General features: G+C 34.1%; 16 protein-coding genes. 4 read left to right on the forward strand and 12 right to left on the reverse strand.

Annotated elements, in window-relative coordinates:
• Positions 1-90 precede the first annotated feature (90 nt).
• The 12 genes from H601_RS0113185 to xrtF all read right to left on the reverse strand — a co-directional run bounded on the left by H601_RS0113185 (position 91) and on the right by xrtF (position 13756).
• Entirely contained in the window at positions 91-849 is a 759-nt protein-coding gene (locus H601_RS0113185; protein WP_035656046.1) for a DUF2490 domain-containing protein, read from the reverse strand.
• Positions 824-2455 (reverse strand): SulP family inorganic anion transporter, encoded by a 1632-nt coding sequence (locus H601_RS0113190; protein ID WP_026711924.1) that lies wholly within the window; start codon positions 2453-2455, stop codon positions 824-826. The genes H601_RS0113185 and H601_RS0113190 overlap by 26 nt, the downstream gene beginning before the upstream one ends.
• Before the next feature lie 14 nt (positions 2456-2469).
• Positions 2470-4338, reverse strand: coding sequence for a proton-conducting transporter transmembrane domain-containing protein (locus H601_RS0113195; protein ID WP_026711925.1), 1869 nt, complete (start codon positions 4336-4338; stop codon positions 2470-2472).
• Positions 4331-6835 (reverse strand): YbcC family protein, encoded by a 2505-nt coding sequence (locus H601_RS0113200; protein ID WP_026711926.1) that lies wholly within the window; start codon positions 6833-6835, stop codon positions 4331-4333. The genes H601_RS0113195 and H601_RS0113200 overlap by 8 nt, the downstream gene beginning before the upstream one ends.
• 70 nt (positions 6836-6905) lie before the next feature.
• On the reverse strand, positions 6906-7292 hold the full coding sequence (locus H601_RS0113205; RefSeq protein WP_156900414.1) for a hypothetical protein: 387 nt from the start codon (positions 7290-7292) through the stop codon (positions 6906-6908).
• A gap of 93 nt (positions 7293-7385) precedes the next feature.
• On the reverse strand, positions 7386-7733 hold the full coding sequence (locus tag H601_RS0113210) for a heavy-metal-associated domain-containing protein (RefSeq protein WP_333696153.1): 348 nt from the start codon (positions 7731-7733) through the stop codon (positions 7386-7388).
• Positions 7734-7781: 48 nt separating this feature from the next.
• Positions 7782-10016 (reverse strand): TonB-dependent receptor, encoded by a 2235-nt coding sequence (locus tag H601_RS0113215; RefSeq protein WP_026711929.1) that lies wholly within the window; start codon positions 10014-10016, stop codon positions 7782-7784.
• Between the two features lie 62 nt (positions 10017-10078).
• Positions 10079-10495: an HYC_CC_PP family protein gene (locus H601_RS0113220; protein WP_026711930.1), complete on the reverse strand. Its 417-nt coding sequence runs from the start codon at positions 10493-10495 to the stop codon at positions 10079-10081.
• A 54-nt stretch (positions 10496-10549) separates the two neighbouring features.
• Positions 10550-11905 carry an MBL fold metallo-hydrolase RNA specificity domain-containing protein gene (locus H601_RS16740; protein WP_026711931.1) on the reverse strand — a complete coding sequence of 452 codons (1356 nt, stop codon included), beginning with the start codon at positions 11903-11905 and terminating at the stop codon, positions 10550-10552.
• Between the two features lie 3 nt (positions 11906-11908).
• Positions 11909-12742, reverse strand: a complete 834-nt coding sequence (locus H601_RS16745) for a restriction endonuclease (RefSeq protein WP_026711932.1) — start codon at positions 12740-12742, stop codon at positions 11909-11911.
• A gap of 35 nt (positions 12743-12777) precedes the next feature.
• Positions 12778-13224 carry an exosortase F system-associated membrane protein gene (locus tag H601_RS0113235; RefSeq protein ID WP_035656050.1) on the reverse strand — a complete coding sequence of 149 codons (447 nt, stop codon included), beginning with the start codon at positions 13222-13224 and terminating at the stop codon, positions 12778-12780.
• Complete coding sequence (gene xrtF, locus H601_RS0113240; RefSeq protein WP_026711934.1) at positions 13208-13756, reverse strand: exosortase family protein XrtF; 549 nt, start codon at positions 13754-13756, stop codon at positions 13208-13210. The genes H601_RS0113235 and xrtF overlap by 17 nt, the downstream gene beginning before the upstream one ends.
• 71 nt (positions 13757-13827) lie before the next feature.
• On the opposite strand from xrtF, the gene H601_RS0113245 reads away from it, so the two are divergent.
• The 4 genes from H601_RS0113245 to H601_RS0113260 all read left to right on the forward strand — a co-directional run bounded on the left by H601_RS0113245 (position 13828) and on the right by H601_RS0113260 (position 19498).
• Positions 13828-14283: a GAF domain-containing protein gene (locus tag H601_RS0113245; protein ID WP_026711935.1), complete on the forward strand. Its 456-nt coding sequence runs from the start codon at positions 13828-13830 to the stop codon at positions 14281-14283.
• Between the two features lie 91 nt (positions 14284-14374).
• Positions 14375-14644 (forward strand): 30S ribosomal protein S15, encoded by a 270-nt coding sequence (gene rpsO / locus H601_RS0113250; protein WP_026711936.1) that lies wholly within the window; start codon positions 14375-14377, stop codon positions 14642-14644.
• Positions 14645-14789: 145 nt separating this feature from the next.
• Complete coding sequence (locus H601_RS0113255) at positions 14790-16949, forward strand: polyribonucleotide nucleotidyltransferase (RefSeq protein WP_026711937.1); 2160 nt, start codon at positions 14790-14792, stop codon at positions 16947-16949.
• A 128-nt stretch (positions 16950-17077) separates the two neighbouring features.
• Positions 17078-19498, forward strand: coding sequence for an outer membrane beta-barrel family protein (locus H601_RS0113260; protein WP_169628273.1), 2421 nt, complete (start codon positions 17078-17080; stop codon positions 19496-19498).
• Positions 19499-19565 lie beyond the last annotated feature (67 nt).

Raw genomic sequence — 19565 nt, forward strand, 5'->3', positions numbered from 1 at the left:
CTAGTAATTAGTGATTAGTCTAATCTCAAAATAAAAAATCCGTCTTGAAGCAATTCTTGACGGATTTTGTTTTTAATAATGGAAACGAATTTATTTTCGCCAATCAAAATTAGTTACATAACTCAATCGAACAGTCGGATTATCTTCTTGAAGCGTATTGGCAAAATTCCAAATATGCTGCTGAATATAGCAAAGTTGTAGTTGATGATTTTTATCAAAATTATACCCAAAACCAGCTATAATTCGATTTTGATTTAAAAGTGTTTTACCAGCATTTGAACCTAAATTCAAAAAAACCTCATCCCCTAAAATCCCAAACAATTGGGTTTCATTTGCTTTCTTTATTAATGGATAATTGAATAAAAGCATATACCGTAATCGGTTGCGGTATTCGTAATGATCTATTTCAAAATCTCCATTCGTTTGTTGTTTTGCAATGCCAACATAGCGAAATTCATCACGTAAACGATGTGTAATTTTAAGGTTTCCGTTTTGATGAACAAACGTTCCTTGAATCCAAAAATGATCCTCTGGTATATTTATTCTATTTAACGAAGGATTTCCATATACATACGTGTTGTAATGACTATACCCGACACTTCCGGAGAAGCTTTTCGTAATTTGATAATCAAAAGAAGGGCGAATAAAATATTGTTGCTTTTCAGAAAATCCATTGGCATAACGCATGGTTCCTTCAAATGAAAAGGATAATTTTTCAGACAACTTATTTTTCCCAAAATAATGTAACCATACATTTTCATTGGATGTTTTTACTTGTGCATAACTTGTTGTGTGTAAAAATCCGAAAAGGAGCAAAATACCCTTAAATACTAATTTTCTCTGTTTCATGCTGAATGACCATTTTGTTTTTTCTGGATGACAACGGATGACTAGATAGTGATTTGTGATTATCTAATCCTTTAATTACTACCATTCCACCATTCGCTTCATAATCATGTTTGAAATGCTCTAAATTTTCCATCACAGAATGATCTACTAATTTAGTCTTTTTAAGGTCAATTGTTACATTAAAACCATACGGAATGGCTTCTAATTTGCTTTTTACCCCCAAAAAGTTAGTAAAAATAGCGGCTTTATTTATTTCAACCAAATAATTATCCCCTTCAAATGAAACAATGGTTGGAGCTTTAAACAAGGATGAAATTGGCGTTCCGTTTATCAAGTGAATAATAATTTTTAATGCCATACCGGCAGCAATTCCTACTAATAAATCTTCAAATAAGGTAAAGAAAATGGTCACTAGGAAAATAGCTAATTGTTCTTTTCCTATTTTAAACGTGTGAATGAATTCTTTCGGATGTGCTAATTTAATTCCAACTGTAATTAACATGGCGGCCAAAGCTGCATTGGGAATCATTTCTAATATTGGTGTTGCCAACAAAACAAATAGTAAGATGAAAAAACCGTGAAAAAAGTTAGCCCAACGGGTTTTTGCTCCGTTATTTACATTGGATGACGAACGTGCCACTTCTGAAATCATTGGCAGACCACCAAGAAATGCAGCTATTGTATTTCCAATTCCAACAGCAATCAAATCTTTGTTCATGTTTGATTTTCGTTTATATGGATCCATTAAATCTATTGCTTTTACAGTGAGTAAAGACTCCAATGTACCAACCAAAGCAAACATAATGACATATTTTATAAACAATCCGGTTTGCGAAAAACCGGCAAAACTGGCATTAATATTTAAACTATCAACCAAACTGCCAATTTTTACTAAAGCATAAGGCGGTTCGGTATGAGCAAAATCCATAAACAATTCACACGGAATGGCAAATAAAAGTACAACCAATGGTGCCGGAATCATTTTGATGGTTTTGTTTTTAATATATGGCCATCCCATCATAATTACCAAACTCACTACTCCAATGATAGAAGCTTTTGCATCAAGATTCAATACAAATTTTGGAATATTCATCAACAATTCAATTGGACCTAATCCTTTTGCTAAAGCCGGATTATCATTCAGTAAAACCGGAATTTGTTTGGTAATAATGATAATTCCAATAGCTGCTAACATACCATGAATGGCTGAAAGCGGAAAAAAGTCGGCTAGTTTTCCCAATTTTAATATTCCGAATAAAATTTGAATTACACCGGCTACCACCATGGCACCCAAAGCTAGTTTCCAACCTAGTTGGCTGTCTCCTTGACCAAATTCGGCAACAGCTCCGGCAACAATTACAATTAAACCGGCTGCAGGACCTTTGATAGTCAAACGTGATCCCATAAAAAAAGACACAACGATGCCACCAATTATGGCTGTAATTAAACCCATTATAGGAGGAAAATCAGAAGCTTTAGCAATACCTAAACTTAAAGGTAAAGCCAATAAAAACACAATAAAACCGGAAATAGCGTCGGTTTTAAAATTTTCTTTAAATCCTGCCAATCCATCAGCAGGAACATATTTATTTTGAGTTGATTTCATTTTTTTAAAATAATTTAAGAGGAACGATAAGGTAATTCATGATACGTTTTTATGTGTGGGCCTAGGAATAAGCGAGCATAGATTCGGATGCCGGCAATACCGGAAACAACGAAACTAGAAGCGGCAAAAAAGGCTAAGAAAAGCTGATGGCTATCAATATGACTAAAAATCAAATCTTCGCCTATAAATGTGGATGTAATTGGAAATCCGGTAATGCCAAGTGTTGCTACTAAAAAGAAAAAAGCAAATTTTGGATGTTCATACACATGACCCAAATATTGACTTATCAAGATTCTTCTTTCTAATTTACTTAGTTGAATTAATGCTACATATCCAATGATTCCGGTAACTACAACACCCGCCAAATAATAAACAATTTCGCTTACACTCACTTTATCATTAAATACGATGGCCAAAGCAATCCAAAAATGATTGAGCACAATCAATATCCAAGCTAAAAATGGACTTCTGCGTTCGGAAAATGATTTGAAAACAAAGACCAATCCGATGAATGCAAATACTTCCGGTAAAATGTTGGCTATTTGACTAGGTAACTCCACTCTGAATTTATAGGTCAAAAATCCAATCAAATAAAGCGGAATAAAGAATAAATAGATACGCTTGATATTTAAAAAATCTAACGATTTGCCAATAATCTTCAATGGTCGCCAAAGCACCATGTTCAAAAATCCTTCTAAATTGAATTCTTTCAAAGCCAAAATATATAAGGTATATTCTATTTTTTTGGGATACGAATCCTCAATAGCCTTTTCTTTAGGTTTATAATGATAAAACTGATCGCGAATCAAATAACTTACCACAGAAGGAGAAACCAATAATTGATAGGTGCGTAAAAATGCATTTCCGGCAAAGTGAATCAAAGCTAATGTTTCAAAACCTAAAGCGATTTCAATAAAAATTATTCCGATTTGTCCGATAGAACTATACGCTACTTGACTTTTTACGGATGATTGAACACGAGCCATTAATGAAGCCATCAAACTTGTGGTTAAGCCCATCAAACCAATTGCTATTCGAATGGCTGTTTGATGTTCCCAAAACGGAAATGTTCGCAACATGAGAAAAACACCTAAATGAACAGACAATGAACCATAAAAAATGGCACTCGAAGGCGTTGGCCCTTCCATAGCTCGAGGTAACCACGATGAAAAAGGGATTTGAGCCGATTTTGCAGCCGCAGCACAAGCCAAACAAAGTGCAATAAAAATCCCAATGATGGAATGATTTTGCAAATGCTCGCTCACCATTTCATAATTATTCAATTTCATGAAGGTGATGTTTTCATGAAACAGATGGTGACTTGCCCACATGGCCAGCAACAAACCTACATCACCAATCCGATAAATCGAAAATACTTTAAAGGCGTTTTTAACCGGAAGATAACGTTCTCTATAAAAAGCGATTAATAAAAAGGAAGAAATTCCGATAATTTCCCAACCTATGAATAACGTTTCAAAGTTTCCGGATAATATCGCCAAATTATAACCGAAAAAGAAAAACAAAACGGTATTAAAAAAACGTTTGTAACCTTTTTCGCGATGCAAATAATACCGACTATAAGTGGTTATCATTGAAGTTAGTAAAGCTCCGATAAACAAATAAACGGCCGAAACTTTATCAAAATAAAAATCGATAAAAAACTCATAATGAGCTGTTTTCAAAACGGAAAGCTCAACCAAATTCAAATCGGGAGCACCCTCAAACAACCACCAAATGATAAATGCGGTAATTCCGATTAGCTGTAAAAAAACAGTGCCAAAGGCGGTCCAAGAGATGGTTTTTTCTTTGGCTTCGGGTAAAAACAAACTGATGATAAAACCCAAAAACGGAAATAAAATAAAAAATTGCAAAAACTCATTCATGGCTCAAAACATTAGAAAGGATACTTACCGGAAGATTTTCTTTGGTGGATTCTGCCAGTTTTAATTCGTCAACAATGAAATGGGGTCGCTGAATGGGTTCATACAACTCAAATTTTTCATTTATAAACACATACGATTTTTTGGTTTCCGGATGAACTGCCACCAATTTTACCCAATCGTTTTGAAACCACTCATACGTGGCCGGATTTTTGGTAATAGCATACATTACTTTTTCCGGAAAATGTTCGGCTATCACTAATAACCGCAACGGGTCATGCACTTCAATCATTTGACTGGGCAAACCGGGACGTAAATCGCCATCAATTCCGTTGGCAACCCCAATTAATCCCATCACATTATGTGGTAATTTAGAGCCAGCTCCTAACTTTTGGTTGTCTACCCTTGAAAAATAATATTCCAAATTGATGCCACCTCCTACCGGAGCAACAGCACCTAGTATCACGGCTAAATAATCCCCCGATGGATCGACTTGATAATCATAAGAATTCAAAAACGAACGACGGTCTAAAAAAAGCTGTTTTGACAAATTTCTCCTCCCTACAATGCACATCGCATTTGTAGCATGATTTAACTCCGGACGAGGTTCAAACAAGGAAACCGAGCGTAATTTTACTTTTTCATGCACTTTTTCTAGCGATGCATTGGTATCAATGGTATCAAATCGTCTGGAACGCTCTTTGGCATTGTTCTGCAATGCTTTTGCAAACGTGATTTTATTTTGCTGATGTAATGATTGATTTTCCTCTGTGAGAGTATCTTCATCATAAAAGGCAATTTCGTCACGAGTAGTATCATGCAGAGCCGGCAAAAATTGTGTTGCATCCGGAATATCAATTCCACGATCTTTCAGAATGCCTCTCACTTTGGGATGATTTGCCGCAAAACTGGCCACTTTTGCATTTACAGAACTAGGTCTGCCCGAGCAAGCTCCACAATCGTAACCCGCATAATGCGTATTGTTTACACTGGTTGCACCATGACCCACGACATAAACCATTGATGAAAAATTAGAAACCAAACCGATACTTTTCAAAAGACCTTCTACTCGATTAGCCATTTCATCAATGGTAAAACCAACTTGTAAATCGCCTTCTTTGTGAGAAGTATCGGTGTTTTCAATCACTAACTTCGATTTTTTATGTAGATGTTTAAAAGAAGCCGTAGTGGCGGGTGACATGGAAGGTTTAAAAATGTTTAAAAACAATTTCCATGCAGAAGAAAACCCAAGAGTTTGGCTGATAATCCAACCAAAAAACAACGAGTGCGATTGCTTGTGATAATGCAAATCTTTGGCTTGCTTTTTCTTTCTATGTTCTTCTTTTACTAAAAATTTTGGAGTTACCGGAGCCGGACACAATTTGGTATAAAATTTTCCATTGACCGGTTGGTAAAAAAACTCAAAATTAAAAAAAGCGGCCGTTCCAAAAGTTGCAGCTTTAGCATCCAAATGCTCAATGTGTCTTCGGAAAGAACATTCTCTGTCGTCCATACAAAACAAACCTTGAAAACTTGATATTGCTGTTGTAAGTTCTTCCTCAACGTCTTTTAAATTAGCTAAAACCGAATCATAAAAGGTCCATTCTAAAGCTTGTTGCCAAAGAGATAACACCTCAAACAATTCATTGTAAGCAATCCTATCAAATAATGTAAACGATTGATTTTCAACTTTAAATCCGAGTGGAGCCCAAATATCATGAAACTTGGTGTCCAAGGTGTCTATTTCCAACAAAAGTTCCAGTTGAATCAATTCTTCTAAGGTAATTTTTTTGGAATCTAATAACGAATTTGGATTGCTTTCGATGGTTGCTACCATGCCACTCCAACCCGGATGACCGAATTGTTGGTCAAACAAATACGTTTCAAACAACGATTCTTTTCCAACCACAATTTCCAAAAGTTGGGTAATGGAAGCTTTTTCTTGTAATAGTTTTTTGGTTCGTGGTGACGAAAAAATTCCTTTAAAAGTATTTTTTTCCAATTCTCTGATAGAAGACAAAAAACCTTTGTCATGTACCGGAAAATTCCAAATAGCAATGCCTTGATCGAGGTAACTGCATAAAATTCGAAACAACAAACTATGCGTAGATTTTTCCAAATTGATGGCATAATGTTTTTTCCAATTGGAACGTAAACTGCCAATTCTAGGAGAAACCGATTCGTCATAGGATTGATGCAACATTTTATCTTTCCAAAAAGAGATTTCATCTTCTCCTTTTTGTTTCGAAATGATTCTATTTAACACGGCTTCCTGAATTTCACCTTTGGCAAAACGATTTCTAAAATCAGACAAAGGTAAATAGGTTTTATAGCCAAAAATAGTAGTAGCTTTTTGCAAGGCTTTAGGAAAAGGTAATTCTTGAAAAGCGTGCAAAGTATTATGATGCACAAAATCTTTTAACGGATTTTGGGCCGGTAAATAATGTGCTAGTTTATGAAGAACGGCAGGTTCATCAAAACCAATTGAATGTGTTTTCATTGAAAATGAAATAGATTAATACACAGTGAAGGTGGTAAGGTGTACCCTTACGATTCAATAAAATTGTGTATTAAGAAAGATGGAACTTCCACTTACAAAACAAATCGTAAAGCGGAAGATTGATTGCCTTGGCAAATTTTAATTTGGGAGAAATAGTAACATTAGCAACATAAGATGCACTAGTGGTTGCCGTTTCAAAAGAAATCAAATCATGATGTAAATCATCCGACTCCGAATCATTTTTCTCCAATTGATTCACCGCATTAAAAATAATGAGATGATCTTGTTGTGCATCAACTTCAGTACTTTTATGAGCTTGGATTAATTTTTTTACCGGTAGAGTAGAGAAATCGGTAACTACATAACTTCTAACGAAACCGGAATATAAAAAGACAAAAAGCAACAATAAGGAAAAATATCCTTTGTGATGATTACATATGTCTTTTACTGTTTTCAAACGAATGAAATTAGGAGTCAAATGTAAATGAAAATAGGTTAACTAAAATCAAATTCAAAAAAAAATTCCGATAACGTTATCGGAATTTTAAATTTATTGTTTTCTATCAAACTTACAACAGCCATGAAGATTGTTATAGGCTTCATCTGAAGCTTTTACTTTGTCGGTATCATGACCTACTTTTGCTATAGCTTGGTGAATTTGATCAATTGTACATTTGGTCTCATCCAAAACCAAATGTAAATCATGATGATCTATATGCCATACGGCAGATTTCACACCTTTGACAGACAAAGCTGCTTTTTCGATACGTTTTTTACACATATCGCAATTGCCGTTTACTTCAATTTCATGTTTGGCATTTTTGTTTTTCTTTTCTTGTGCTTGAACTGAAATTCCTATTAAAGAAACCATCAGTACTAAAATTAATTTTTTCATCATATTATTAACTTTTGATATTGTTATTGTTATTGACTTCTGATATTGTTACTATTCAATTTTAAAACGCAATCCGGTGTAATACATTGCCCCAAAAACGGGAGCATATACCATTGAACTATCAAAATAGGGACCAAAAGGATCATTATTTCCTAAAATTGGATTTTTTTGTTGGTAATTGCCTAAGTTTTCAGCTCCTACATAAATTTCAAAGGTTTTGGAAAAGGTTTTGGTAATTTGAGCATTCATCACCGAAAACGGGTTGGCAAACTCCTGCAAACGAAATTCTTCGGGATTTGATTGTGTTCGAGGTAAGCGTTGTTTTCCCATCCAATTGTAGGTGAAATCAAATTTCCATTGTTGTCCTTTTTCTTTTACGTGTGTTTCATAGGCGATATTCGTAAAAAAACGATGTTTGGCTTGTAAAGGTCTTTCTATTTGTCCTATGGTATACGTAGTTTGCACATCATAAAATTTATAAGCTGTTCTGATATTGAAATGTTGTGCCAGTTCATAACTCAAATCTACTTGCAAACTATTCGCAAAGGATTTTCCATCCAAGTTATAAAAAAGTACTTGCTGCGGACTGTTATCCACATCAACCACCACTTGATCTTGGAAATCGGTTCGGTAAAAATCTACTGAAAACTCGGCTTCCTTGCCAAAAACTTTAAACCCCTGTAGGAAACTAAATCCATAATTCCAGGCTATTTCGGCATCTAAACCATAAATTCTACCTTGTGTATCCAGAATTTGAAATTGTCGAGACGATGCGAATAGCTGTTGGTTTTCGGCAAAAATATTGGCACTGCGTTTTCCTCTTCCGGCAGAAATTCTGAAAGTGGTTTTTTCAAAAGGTTTGTATCGCAAATGGGCTCTAGGTGTTACAAAAACACCCAATCGATTGTGGTAATCTACTCTACCTCCCAAAACATAACTTAAGTCGTCATCATTGCAGTAGGTATATTCAAAAAAAGCACCAACGGAATTATCAATTCTACTAAAATCAATTTGATTTACATTTTCTGAGAATTGATCGTACGTGAAATTTAAACCTGTTGCAAATTTATGCAATGTATTACTCAAAATCGAATTGTAAACCAAATTGGAATAAAAACTGCGTTGCGTAATATCATATTCATTTAATCCAAAATACGAGTTTTGTTTATGGTAATTAAATGCATTTTGAAACCCAACCGAACGCCACGGAATTTCGGGAGATACATAGCCAATTTTAGATGAAATATCTAGCTTTTCCGTTTTGATTTCTGAGCCCCAATTATTAGTAGTCCCTCTATCCCTATTCGGTTCAAAAGCTACTTGACCGGTTTGTTTTTCATCGTTCATATATCGAAAATTGACAAAACTCACCCATCCTTTTTCGGCATCGGTATATTGCCAACGGTTGATAGCATTGATTTGTTTTCCAATGGGATTATCCAAAAAACCATCGTCATTCATATCGTTTTTAGCCACTCTGGCATTTCCGTGAAGAAACAAACTGGTGGCCCATTTATCTGTAACTTTTTTATTAAAATGAGTGTTCAATTCGAAACGTGAATCAGTTGACCCATAGGCATTCAAGAAAAATGGAATGTCATTGTGTGGCTTGATCATTTCGTAATTAATTTGACCCGAAATACTTTCAAAACCATTAGCAACCGAACCGGCACCTTTGGTTATCTGAATGCTTTCTACCCAGGTTCCGGGTACAAATGAAAGTCCGTAGGCTTGTGAAGCACCACGAATAGCCGGAATATTTTCCTCCGTCATTAAAATATAAGGACTTGTAAGACCCAACATTCTAATTTGACGACTTCCTGAAACCGCATCCGAAAAATTGACATCAATAGACGGATTGGTTTCAAAACTTTCAGATAAATTGCAACAAGCTGCTTTGAGCAATTCTTTACTTGTCATAGTTTGGATGTTGGCCGGAGCCATATAATTTTTTTGAAGTGATTTTCTAACTTTTGTTAAAGTAACTTCATCCAAAGCAGTATCAAATTCTAAATTTTGGGTAATAAATTTAGGTTCTGTAATGGTTAAGTTAACGGTTTTAAAACCTACATAACTAATTACTAAAATCGTATTTTCGGACGAAAATGGAATAGAGAAATTTCCATTTTCATCAGAAACTGCACCAATTTGGGTGTTTTGCCAGTAAATATTGGCTCCTTGTAAAGGTTGGTTTGTATCGTAAGTGATTTTCCCTGTTACTTTTTCTTGTGCAAAAAACAAAGATGAAATCAACAAAAACACAAATCCTATAATTTGTTTTTTCATTAAAAAGTATTTTAAATTAAACGTGATTTTTTCACCAAAGTGAAATGTAGTTTAATCTAAAATCAGGCGTAAAAAACGTATTGAGAGTAAAGTTGATAAAGCGGCGGTGCATGAGCATCGCAATAATAATCTAAAATTTGATTATCAATTGACTCCTCGCTAGGAGTAAAAAAAGTAAATGCTAAAACGGGTAAAACCGAAACACAATCCAAATCAAAATGCAGTTGTTTGATCACCACATCATCCAAATCGGCTTGAATGGTTTCATCGGAACAACAACCGTCGTGGGTATCAGAAGAAATGGCACAACAAGCTTTTTCTTTTTGAACCATTTTCATTTCACAAGGCTCTTCTGTATTAAAAACAGAGGAAACAGAAGCAATCGTATCACCACAATAATGCACATTAAAAGCTAATCCGCTGGAAGTAATCAGCAGATAAAAAGCCATTAAAATACTTGTGCATTTTTTGAAATTCATGCTACAAAGTTACTTTTTTTTACATTAGTTTGATTAAAAAAAATGTTAATTGAATTAGATCTCAACTACTTGACCTAAAAGCGGCACCATAGCATCGTAACTGTATTGTTCAAAAATCTTAGTTCGCAAGGTGTCGGCGGCATCATTTTCGCCATGCACTAAAAATATTTTTTTTGGTTTTTGTTTTAATTCGCTCAACCAATTGAGTAAATCTTTTTGGTCGCCATGAGCGGAAAGTCCTTCGACTAAAACCACTTCAGCTTCTACCGGATAATATTTTCCGAAAAACTTGATTTCTTTGGCACCTTCCAATAATTTTCGTCCCCGAGTTCCTTCAGCTTGATATCCGACCAACATTACCGTGTTTTCCGGTTTATCAATGTAGCGTTCCAAGTACGTCAAAACTCTTCCACCGGTTATCATTCCACTAGCGGCAATTACTACTTTTGGTCTTTTGTCATAAATGGCATTGATGGTATCTTCATAATCGGAAATCATGGTAAACATTCTACACATTTCTTCACATTCATGTGGATTCAATTTATGCCATTTCGGATTGTCATTAAAAACATCCAAAACTTTGATTCCCATTGGAGTATCAATGATGTAAGGCACATTTGGAATGCGATTTTGCAAACGCAACTGCCAGATTAAATACATCACCGTTTGCACTCGCTCTACTGCAAAACTGGGAATAATAACATTTCCACCACGACTAATTGTTGTATTAATGGTTTTCTCAACATCAAACAATACATCGTTTTGAGGATGAAGACGATTTCCGTAGGTAGATTCTAAAAAGATATAATCGCCCGATTTTGGTTTTTGAGGCGGATGCATGAGAACATCATCATCTTGACCCACATCCCCTGAAAAAATAAGCGTTTTTTCTTCGGCATGCAACGCAATAGAACAAGCCCCAAGAATATGTGAAGAAGGAAAAAATGTAAAATAACAGTCATCTGTTAATTTAATTTCCAAATTAGGTTCCACCACTCTAAAAAAGGGTGTTACTCGTTCTGCATCGGCTACTGAATAGAGTGGTTCGGCTGGATTATGTTTGGAAAAATGCTCTTGATTCGCTTTTGAAGCCTCTTCCTCTTGAATTTTGGCACTATCGGCTAAAATTAATTTTGAAATTTGCTTGGTTGGTGCAGTACAAAATATTTTACCTTTAAAGCCTTGTTTCACTAATAAAGGCAACCAACCACAATGATCAAGGTGACCGTGTGTAAGCAAAACAAAATCTATCGTTGAAGGATTGACAATCAAGGGTTGCCAGTTTAAATCTCGTAAAGATTTGATTCCTTGAAACAAACCACAATCAATTAAAATTCGGGTTTCGTTTGATTCAATCAGTGTTTTTGAACCTGTTACAGTTCCTGTTCCTCCTAAAAAATGAATTTTCATGACTTAATGTATTGAAGTACACAATTGATTAACTTCTCGTAGGCAATTTTTTATTCTTTGTGGACTTAATTCAATTTTTTTTAACCAATCGGATTGGTTTACTAAATCTTTCACGGTAATAATTTCTTGCATCAATAATTTATCTTTTTCTGCCAAACTCAAAGTCGTTAAACAGGTAACCGGATAAAGTTGCGTGGCATCGATTTTATTACGAATACTATTCCCTTTTGGAAAATCCCAACTCAGTAATTGAAGTCCGGAACATTGCCCAAATTGAATAGCATCCTCCGTAAAACGATTATTGGTAACTATCCAACAGCTCTGAATTGAAAAGGCCGAATTAAAAACCGAAAAATCTTTGTTTTTTAAATCGTTAAAACGAGATAAAATGTAAAGTGGAACTTTTACATCGGTTTTCGCATCTTGGCTACCATGAAATTTACATTCAATCATAGCAACGGTATTTTCTTTTTTGAGCAAGACATCGATTTCGTGCGAAATGCATTTTCCTTCCAATATCAAATTGGTTTGCGTTTGAAATCCTTCTTGTTCAAATAATTTAGCAATGAACTTCTCAAAATAAAATCCGGCAGGACCCAAGTTCTGTACCGCAGTCCGCAAATTATAACGAGCTGCATGAGCATTTGATAATTTTTTGAGTAATTGAAAAGCGAGTTTGTATATTTTTTTGGTGGGAATACCTTCGTAAAGCGTTTTTTCGATTTCAGACAAAATCTGATCTACCATAAGCTGATTAGCTCCTGATTTTTGAAGTGATTTTTCTAATTTTCTTTTATCAAAATGTACTAATTCACCGGAAAATTTTGTAACTCTCATTGTACCTAATTATCTCATTAAAGGTACAAAAAATATCAATCGGTTTGTCTTTTTTGAAAATAAAAAGCAGGTACGAATAACACTAAAAATAAGGGTTGAATGAGAAATCTTCTCACGTAGAATAAAATAAAATTGCTTTTTTCATCAAAGAAAAACAGCAATATTGTTAAAGCAATTAACAAAAGAAAAACTAAAATAATATAAAGTAAGAAGGCAAATTTTGTCAACCGTACATCTTTAAACAATAGATAAATTATAGCTAATGACAAGCCTGCATTGAGCACATAACGCAAAAGCGTATAAGAGATCAATTTAAAAAAAGAAAATTCAGGAAAAGGAAGTTGCAAATAGTCACTTTTGAAATACGCAATAAATGGATCATAAAACAATTGGGTTTCAAAAAAACGAATCAATGCCAAAAGCAAAACGCAAGAGGAAATGAGCAACCAATTTAGCAAGGAAACACTATTTTTTTTGTCCATAAATTGAATATTTATTTACCCAAACCACCCATAATAAAAAGACAACTCCATAAATTAACAACGGAAAAACAACCCCGTGCAATATATGTTCATATTCAGGATAATGAAATAATGCTATTGCAATTACGGCAATTCTGATTATATTCAACACATAAATCAAGACGCTCCCAATCAGAATAAATAAAAGCGTTTTTTTGAATGTACCTTTAAAAGCAATTACAAAAGCAATGAATAAAATAATTACACTAAACGCATTACAGCCTTCCACTACTCTTGCTACAAATTTATTTTCAACAAAAAGTTTGATTGAATTTTGCGTTTCATGAGGCAAATTCTTCGATTGATAACCAAAAAACTGAACGGTTTGTTGTGTTTGACGTGCAACCATCTCGGTAATTGAATCCACTTCTAGGGCTTTTTCATCAAAACGATTCAAATAAAATTGATAAACGAGCGTTAAAATAATGTAGCTTAAAAAGAATTTTAATAAAAATTCTAAAAACGGCTTATATTGAATGAAGTAACTTTTCAAGGTAGTTTTTTAACAAAAATATATATTTTAAAGCATTTTTGAAGACTACCTTTGTAAAAAATTAAAATACCATGAATTTTGAAGCCCTCAAACCTAAAGTAACCGAAATTATCATTCAATTTGATATTTCCAAAGATGAAAAATTGACAAAAATTTGTCAGTTATTGCAAGATACAATTCCTTATTATGACTGGGTAGGATTTTATTTTGCGAACCATGAAACGCAAACCTTACACCTTGGTCCTTATGTTGGTGCAGAAACCGATCATACGGTTATCCCTTTCGGAAAAGGAATTTGCGGACAAGTAGCCGTTTCTAACCAAAACTTTGTAGTGCCGGATGTTTCTGCTCAAGACAATTATATTGCTTGTAGCTTTACCGTAAAATCAGAAATTGTAGTTCCTATTTTTGTGGATGGAAAAAATATCGGTCAAATTGATATTGACAGTCATATTTTGGATCCGTTTACCTCTGAAGATGAACGCTTTTTAGAATTTGTAACCGAAGAAGTAGCAAAGTTGTTTTAGAAAAACTTGTTCATTCAAAAAATAAATTTACCTTTGCACTCGAATTGGGATAGACCCTTTCATACATCAAAATCATTTAAATAATATTGGAATGTATTTAACTAAAGAAACAAAAGCTGAAATCTTCGCTAAACACGGAGGAAAAGCTGAAAACACAGGTTCTGCAGAGGGACAAATTGCATTGTTCACTTTCAGAATTTCTCACTTAACGGAGCACTTGAAAAAAAATCGTCATGATTACAACACCGAGCGTTCGTTAGTGTTATTGGTAGGTAAAAGAAGAAGTCTTCTTGACTACTTAAAGAAAAAAGATATCAACAGATATCGTGAGATTATCAAAGAATTGAATATTAGAAAATAATCAATAGGAAAGAGGTGCGAAAGTGCCTCTTTTTGTTTTATATATTTTGAAGAAAAAAGTTTGGTTTTTCATTGGGTTACACAACAACTACACACAACAACAACACAACGAAACCTAATATTAATACCAAATTAAGGATTTATTTATGATTCCAAATGTAACAAGAGAGGTTATCGATTTAGGAGATGGACGTACCATTTCAATCGAAACCGGAAAATTAGCGAAACAAGCAGACGGTTCTGTGGTAGTTCGCTTAGGCGATTGTATGTTGCTAGCAACAGCTGTATCTGCCAGAACTTCTAATCCAGGGGTTGATTTTTTACCATTAACCGTTGATTACCGCGAAAAATTTGCCGCTGCCGGAAGATTTCCAGGTGGTTTTTTCAAAAGAGAAGCCCGTCCGAGCGACAGTGAAGTATTAACCATGCGTTTAGTGGATCGTGTTTTACGTCCGCTTTTCCCGGATGATTATCACGCAGAAACACAAGTAATGATTCAATTAATGAGTCATGACGAAAATGTTATGCCTGATGCACTTGCCGGTTTGGCTGCTTCTGCTGCGTTAGCTGTTTCCGATATTCCTTTTTACAATTTAATTTCTGAAGTTCGAGTAGCTCGAGTGGACGGAAAATTCATCATCAACCCAAGCAGAACTCAATTAGAACAATCAGACATCGACATGATGATTGGTGCTTCTATGGATTCTGTTGCCATGGTAGAAGGTGAAATGAAAGAAATTTCAGAAAAAGAAATGGTAGAAGCCATTAAATTTGCTCACGAAGCGATTAAAGTTCAAATTCAAGCTCAATTGCGTTTGCAAGAAGCATTTGGCAAAAAAGAAATTAGAACCTACGAAGGCGAAGTGGAAGATGAAGCAGTTTATGCTAAAATAAAAGCTGCTGCTTATGACAAATGTTATGCAATTGCTCAAGAAGCTTCAGGAAAAAGCGAAAGAGGTGAAAAATTTGCCGCTGTAAAAGAAGAATGTAAAGCATTATATACAGAAGAAGAATATGCTGAAAATGCAGATTTAGCTGGTTTAGTTGGAAAGTATTTCTACAAAACCAATAAAGAAGCTGTAAGAAATGTAATCCTTGAAAAAGGAATTCGTTTAGACGGAAGAAAAACAACCGAAATCAGACCAATTTGGTGTGAAATCGATTATTTGCCATCTGTTCACGGTTCATCTCTGTTTACACGTGGTGAAACTCAAGCATTGGCTACAGTAACATTAGGAACTTCTAGAGAAGCAAATCAAATTGACTCGCCTAGCGAACAAGGAGAAGAAAAATTCTACTTGCACTATAACTTCCCTCCTTTTTCAACCGGTGAAGCAAAACCATTAAGAGGAACTTCAAGAAGAGAAGTTGGTCACGGAAACTTGGCTCAACGTGCATTAAAAAATATGATTCCTGCTGATTGTCCTTACACAATTAGAGTTGTTTCTGAAGTATTAGAATCAAACGGTTCTTCTTCTATGGCAACAGTTTGTGCTGGAACAATGGCGTTAATGGATGCCGGAGTTCAAATGACAAAACCTGTTTCAGGTATTGCAATGGGATTGATTACAGACGGTCAAAAATTTGCAGTTCTTTCCGATATTTTAGGAGACGAAGATCACTTAGGTGATATGGACTTTAAAGTAACCGGTACGGCAGACGGAATTACCGCTTGTCAAATGGACATCAAAATTGACGGATTGCGTTATGACATCATGGAGCAAGCTTTAGATCAAGCTCGCGAAGGACGTTTACATATTTTAGGTAAATTGGTTGAAACCATTGCTACACCAAGAGCAGATGTTAAAAAACATGCTCCTAAAATTATCATGCGTACTATTCCTGGAAACTTTATAGGTGCCTTAATTGGACCTGGTGGAAAAGTAATTCAAGAATTACAAAAAGCAACCGGAACAACGATTGTAATTAACGAAGTGGATGAACAAGGAGTTGTGGAGATTTTAGGAACAGATCCGGATGGAATTGCAGCAGTTTTAGCAAAAATTGATTCGATTATATTCAAACCTGAAATGGGAGAAGCCTATGAAGTAAAAGTAATCAAAATGCTAGATTTTGGTGCTGTTGTAGAATATACTGCTGCTCCAGGAAACGAAGTATTATTACACGTATCTGAATTAGCTTGGGAAAGAACAGAAAATGTTGCAGATGTAGTTAAAATGGGCGATGTTTTCATGGTGAAATACTTAGGTATAGATCCTAAAACAAGAAAGGAAAAAGTATCTAAGAAAGCTCTTTTACCAAGACCTCCAAGAGAGGAAAAGAAAGACGCTCCAAAAAAGGACTAAATTTATAATAATGCATTTTAAAAATCCGGCTCATTGCGAGACCGGATTTTTTTTGTAATTTATCTACTACAATTAAGATATTATTAACAAAAATGTTATATTTGCAACAAACAGCCTCTAAAAAAAGTATGATTTTATCATTAAAAAAAATAACTTTACTATTTTACCTACTTTTCATTTCTACCCTATTCGGTCAAGATTTCACTATAAGTGGAAAGATAATTGACGAACAAAAAGAAAGCATTGAAGGAACAGAAATAGTACTTTTAAAAGAGGGCAAAATTGTCAATTCTACCATTTCAAATCAAGAAGGTGTATTTAATCTAAAAACAAAAAGCGGGGTTTATGTTTTGCGTTTTTATTATGTTGGTAGTGTAATCTATCAAACAGATTTAGAAGTTACTAAAGATATTAGTTTAGGAACGTTAGAATCGTTTGACAATTCAAATATGTTACGTGAAGTAGAAGTTACTTCCAAAAAGAAAATAATTGAAACACAAGTTGACAGAACGGTCTTTAATGTTGAAAATAGCATTCGTTCAGCCGGAAGCGATGGTTTTGAATTGTTAAAAGCTACGCCAGGTGTTTATGTTTCCGGTAATTTAATTGGAATAGTAGGAAAAACTACAGCCAGTGTAATGGTGAATGATCGTATTATAAATTTATCGGGTAGTGAACTAGTAAATTATTTACGTGGTATTAGTTCAGATAACATCAAGAGTATTGAAGTCATCACAACTCCACCAGCAAAATATGATGCACAAGGGAATAGTGGATTGATTAATATTCGATTAAAAAAAGCAGTTCAGGATGCTTGGGCAGTTAATGTAAGAAACAGATATATGCAGAACTCATACCCTTCCTATTTGGGTGGCATTGGTTTTACATATAATAAAAACAAGCTTAGTTTATTTACTGATGTAATCAAACAAGTTGGAAATGATAAATATTGGGAAACACTAAAAAACAAGTTTGAAACAGAATCTTGGGAGGGCAATACTAAACAAAAAGATAAAAGAGATGTTAACCGTCTAGCTTTATCCTTAGATTATAAAATCTCTGAAATGGCTCAAATGGGTGTAAACTATATCGGTTTATTATACCATCCAGATGCAAAAAGCAATAATATTACCTCTATTACAGATAATGTAACTGGCGATACCATTGCTACCTTTTTTACAAACGGATATAACAAAACAACTACTACTAATCATTCCCTTAATACGTATTACGTTCAAAAGATTGACACGTTAGGCAAACAAGTATCCATTGATATCGACTATTTAAAATACATTGATGATTTAGATAGAAATTTCTCCACAAGAAGTGTTGATGCTAATAACAACCCAAACGGAAATCCATTTATTGCAAATAACACAAGTCTTCAAGACATTACGAACATTAGCGGAAAATTAGATATTGAGTTACCTTCAAAATGGGCAAATTATAGTTTTGGTGGAAAACTAAGCTTTGTAGATACCAATACCGATATTGCCTTTTTTGATCGCTCTAGCGGAGTGCCAATTGTAGATATAAATCAGACAAATGATTTTACTTATAAAGAAAATACACAAGCTATCTATTTGAATTTCAACAAAAAGCTAACTGATAAATGGCAAACTCAAATTGGTTTTCGTTATGAAAACACTATACTTGAAACCAAAACCGTTTCTTTAAACACCTCTCAAAATCAGGAAAATTACATTACATACAATCAACTTTTTCCTTCCTTTTATTTATCTTATACGGCAAATGACAATCATAATTTTTCCGTTAATTACAGTAAAAGAATAGGACGGCCTGATTTTTGGCATCTGAATCCATTCAAAATTTATTTAAATTCATTTACTATAGCAGAAGGAAATCCATTTTTATTACCATCCTTCACTGACAATTACGAAATCAATTATAATTTCAAAGAAAAGCTGAGTTTTAAAGTCTATTATTCTAATACAACTAACGGAAACAATATGCAGTTTCTTAGTATTGAAACAGATTCAGACCAAACAATTCTTCGCTATGTTAGAGATAATTATTTTGACAATTATAGCTTAGGAGGAACTATTACATATTTATTTGACAAATTTAATTGGTGGGAAAGTTCATTGACTTTTAATGGTTACAACAATGTAACGACATTCATAATTGACGTACCAACAGAAGCCAGAAACGGTTTTCGCTATCATTTTTATGCCAACAATTCATTTATTTTTAATAAAAGTAAATCGTTTAGAGGTGAAGTTAATTATGAATTTAATAGTGCACGAAATGAATATTATTACTCCGGAACACAATACAACAAACTCGATTTGGGATTACGCTATGTTATTGCAGAAAAAGGACTAACATTTGTATTAAATGCTTCTGATGTATTTAGAAGTTTTAGAGCTGACTTTACTAGTGTAGTGAATAATGTTGAGCAATTCAGTAATAGATATTATGACGAAAGAAAAATCATAGTTGGTGTTCTTTATAAATTTGGAAATAGAAAATTATCTGCTTCTCAAAGAGAAAGCGGAAACCAAGAAATTAAAGACCGATTAAAATAATATTATTTTTTTGTAACTTTTGTGAAATGGATTACGTATAAGCATCGAAAACAATATTTTTAGTAGA

It is taken from the genome of Flavobacterium filum DSM 17961, assembly GCF_000425465.1.
In the GTDB taxonomy this organism is placed as follows: domain Bacteria; phylum Bacteroidota; class Bacteroidia; order Flavobacteriales; family Flavobacteriaceae; genus Flavobacterium; species Flavobacterium filum.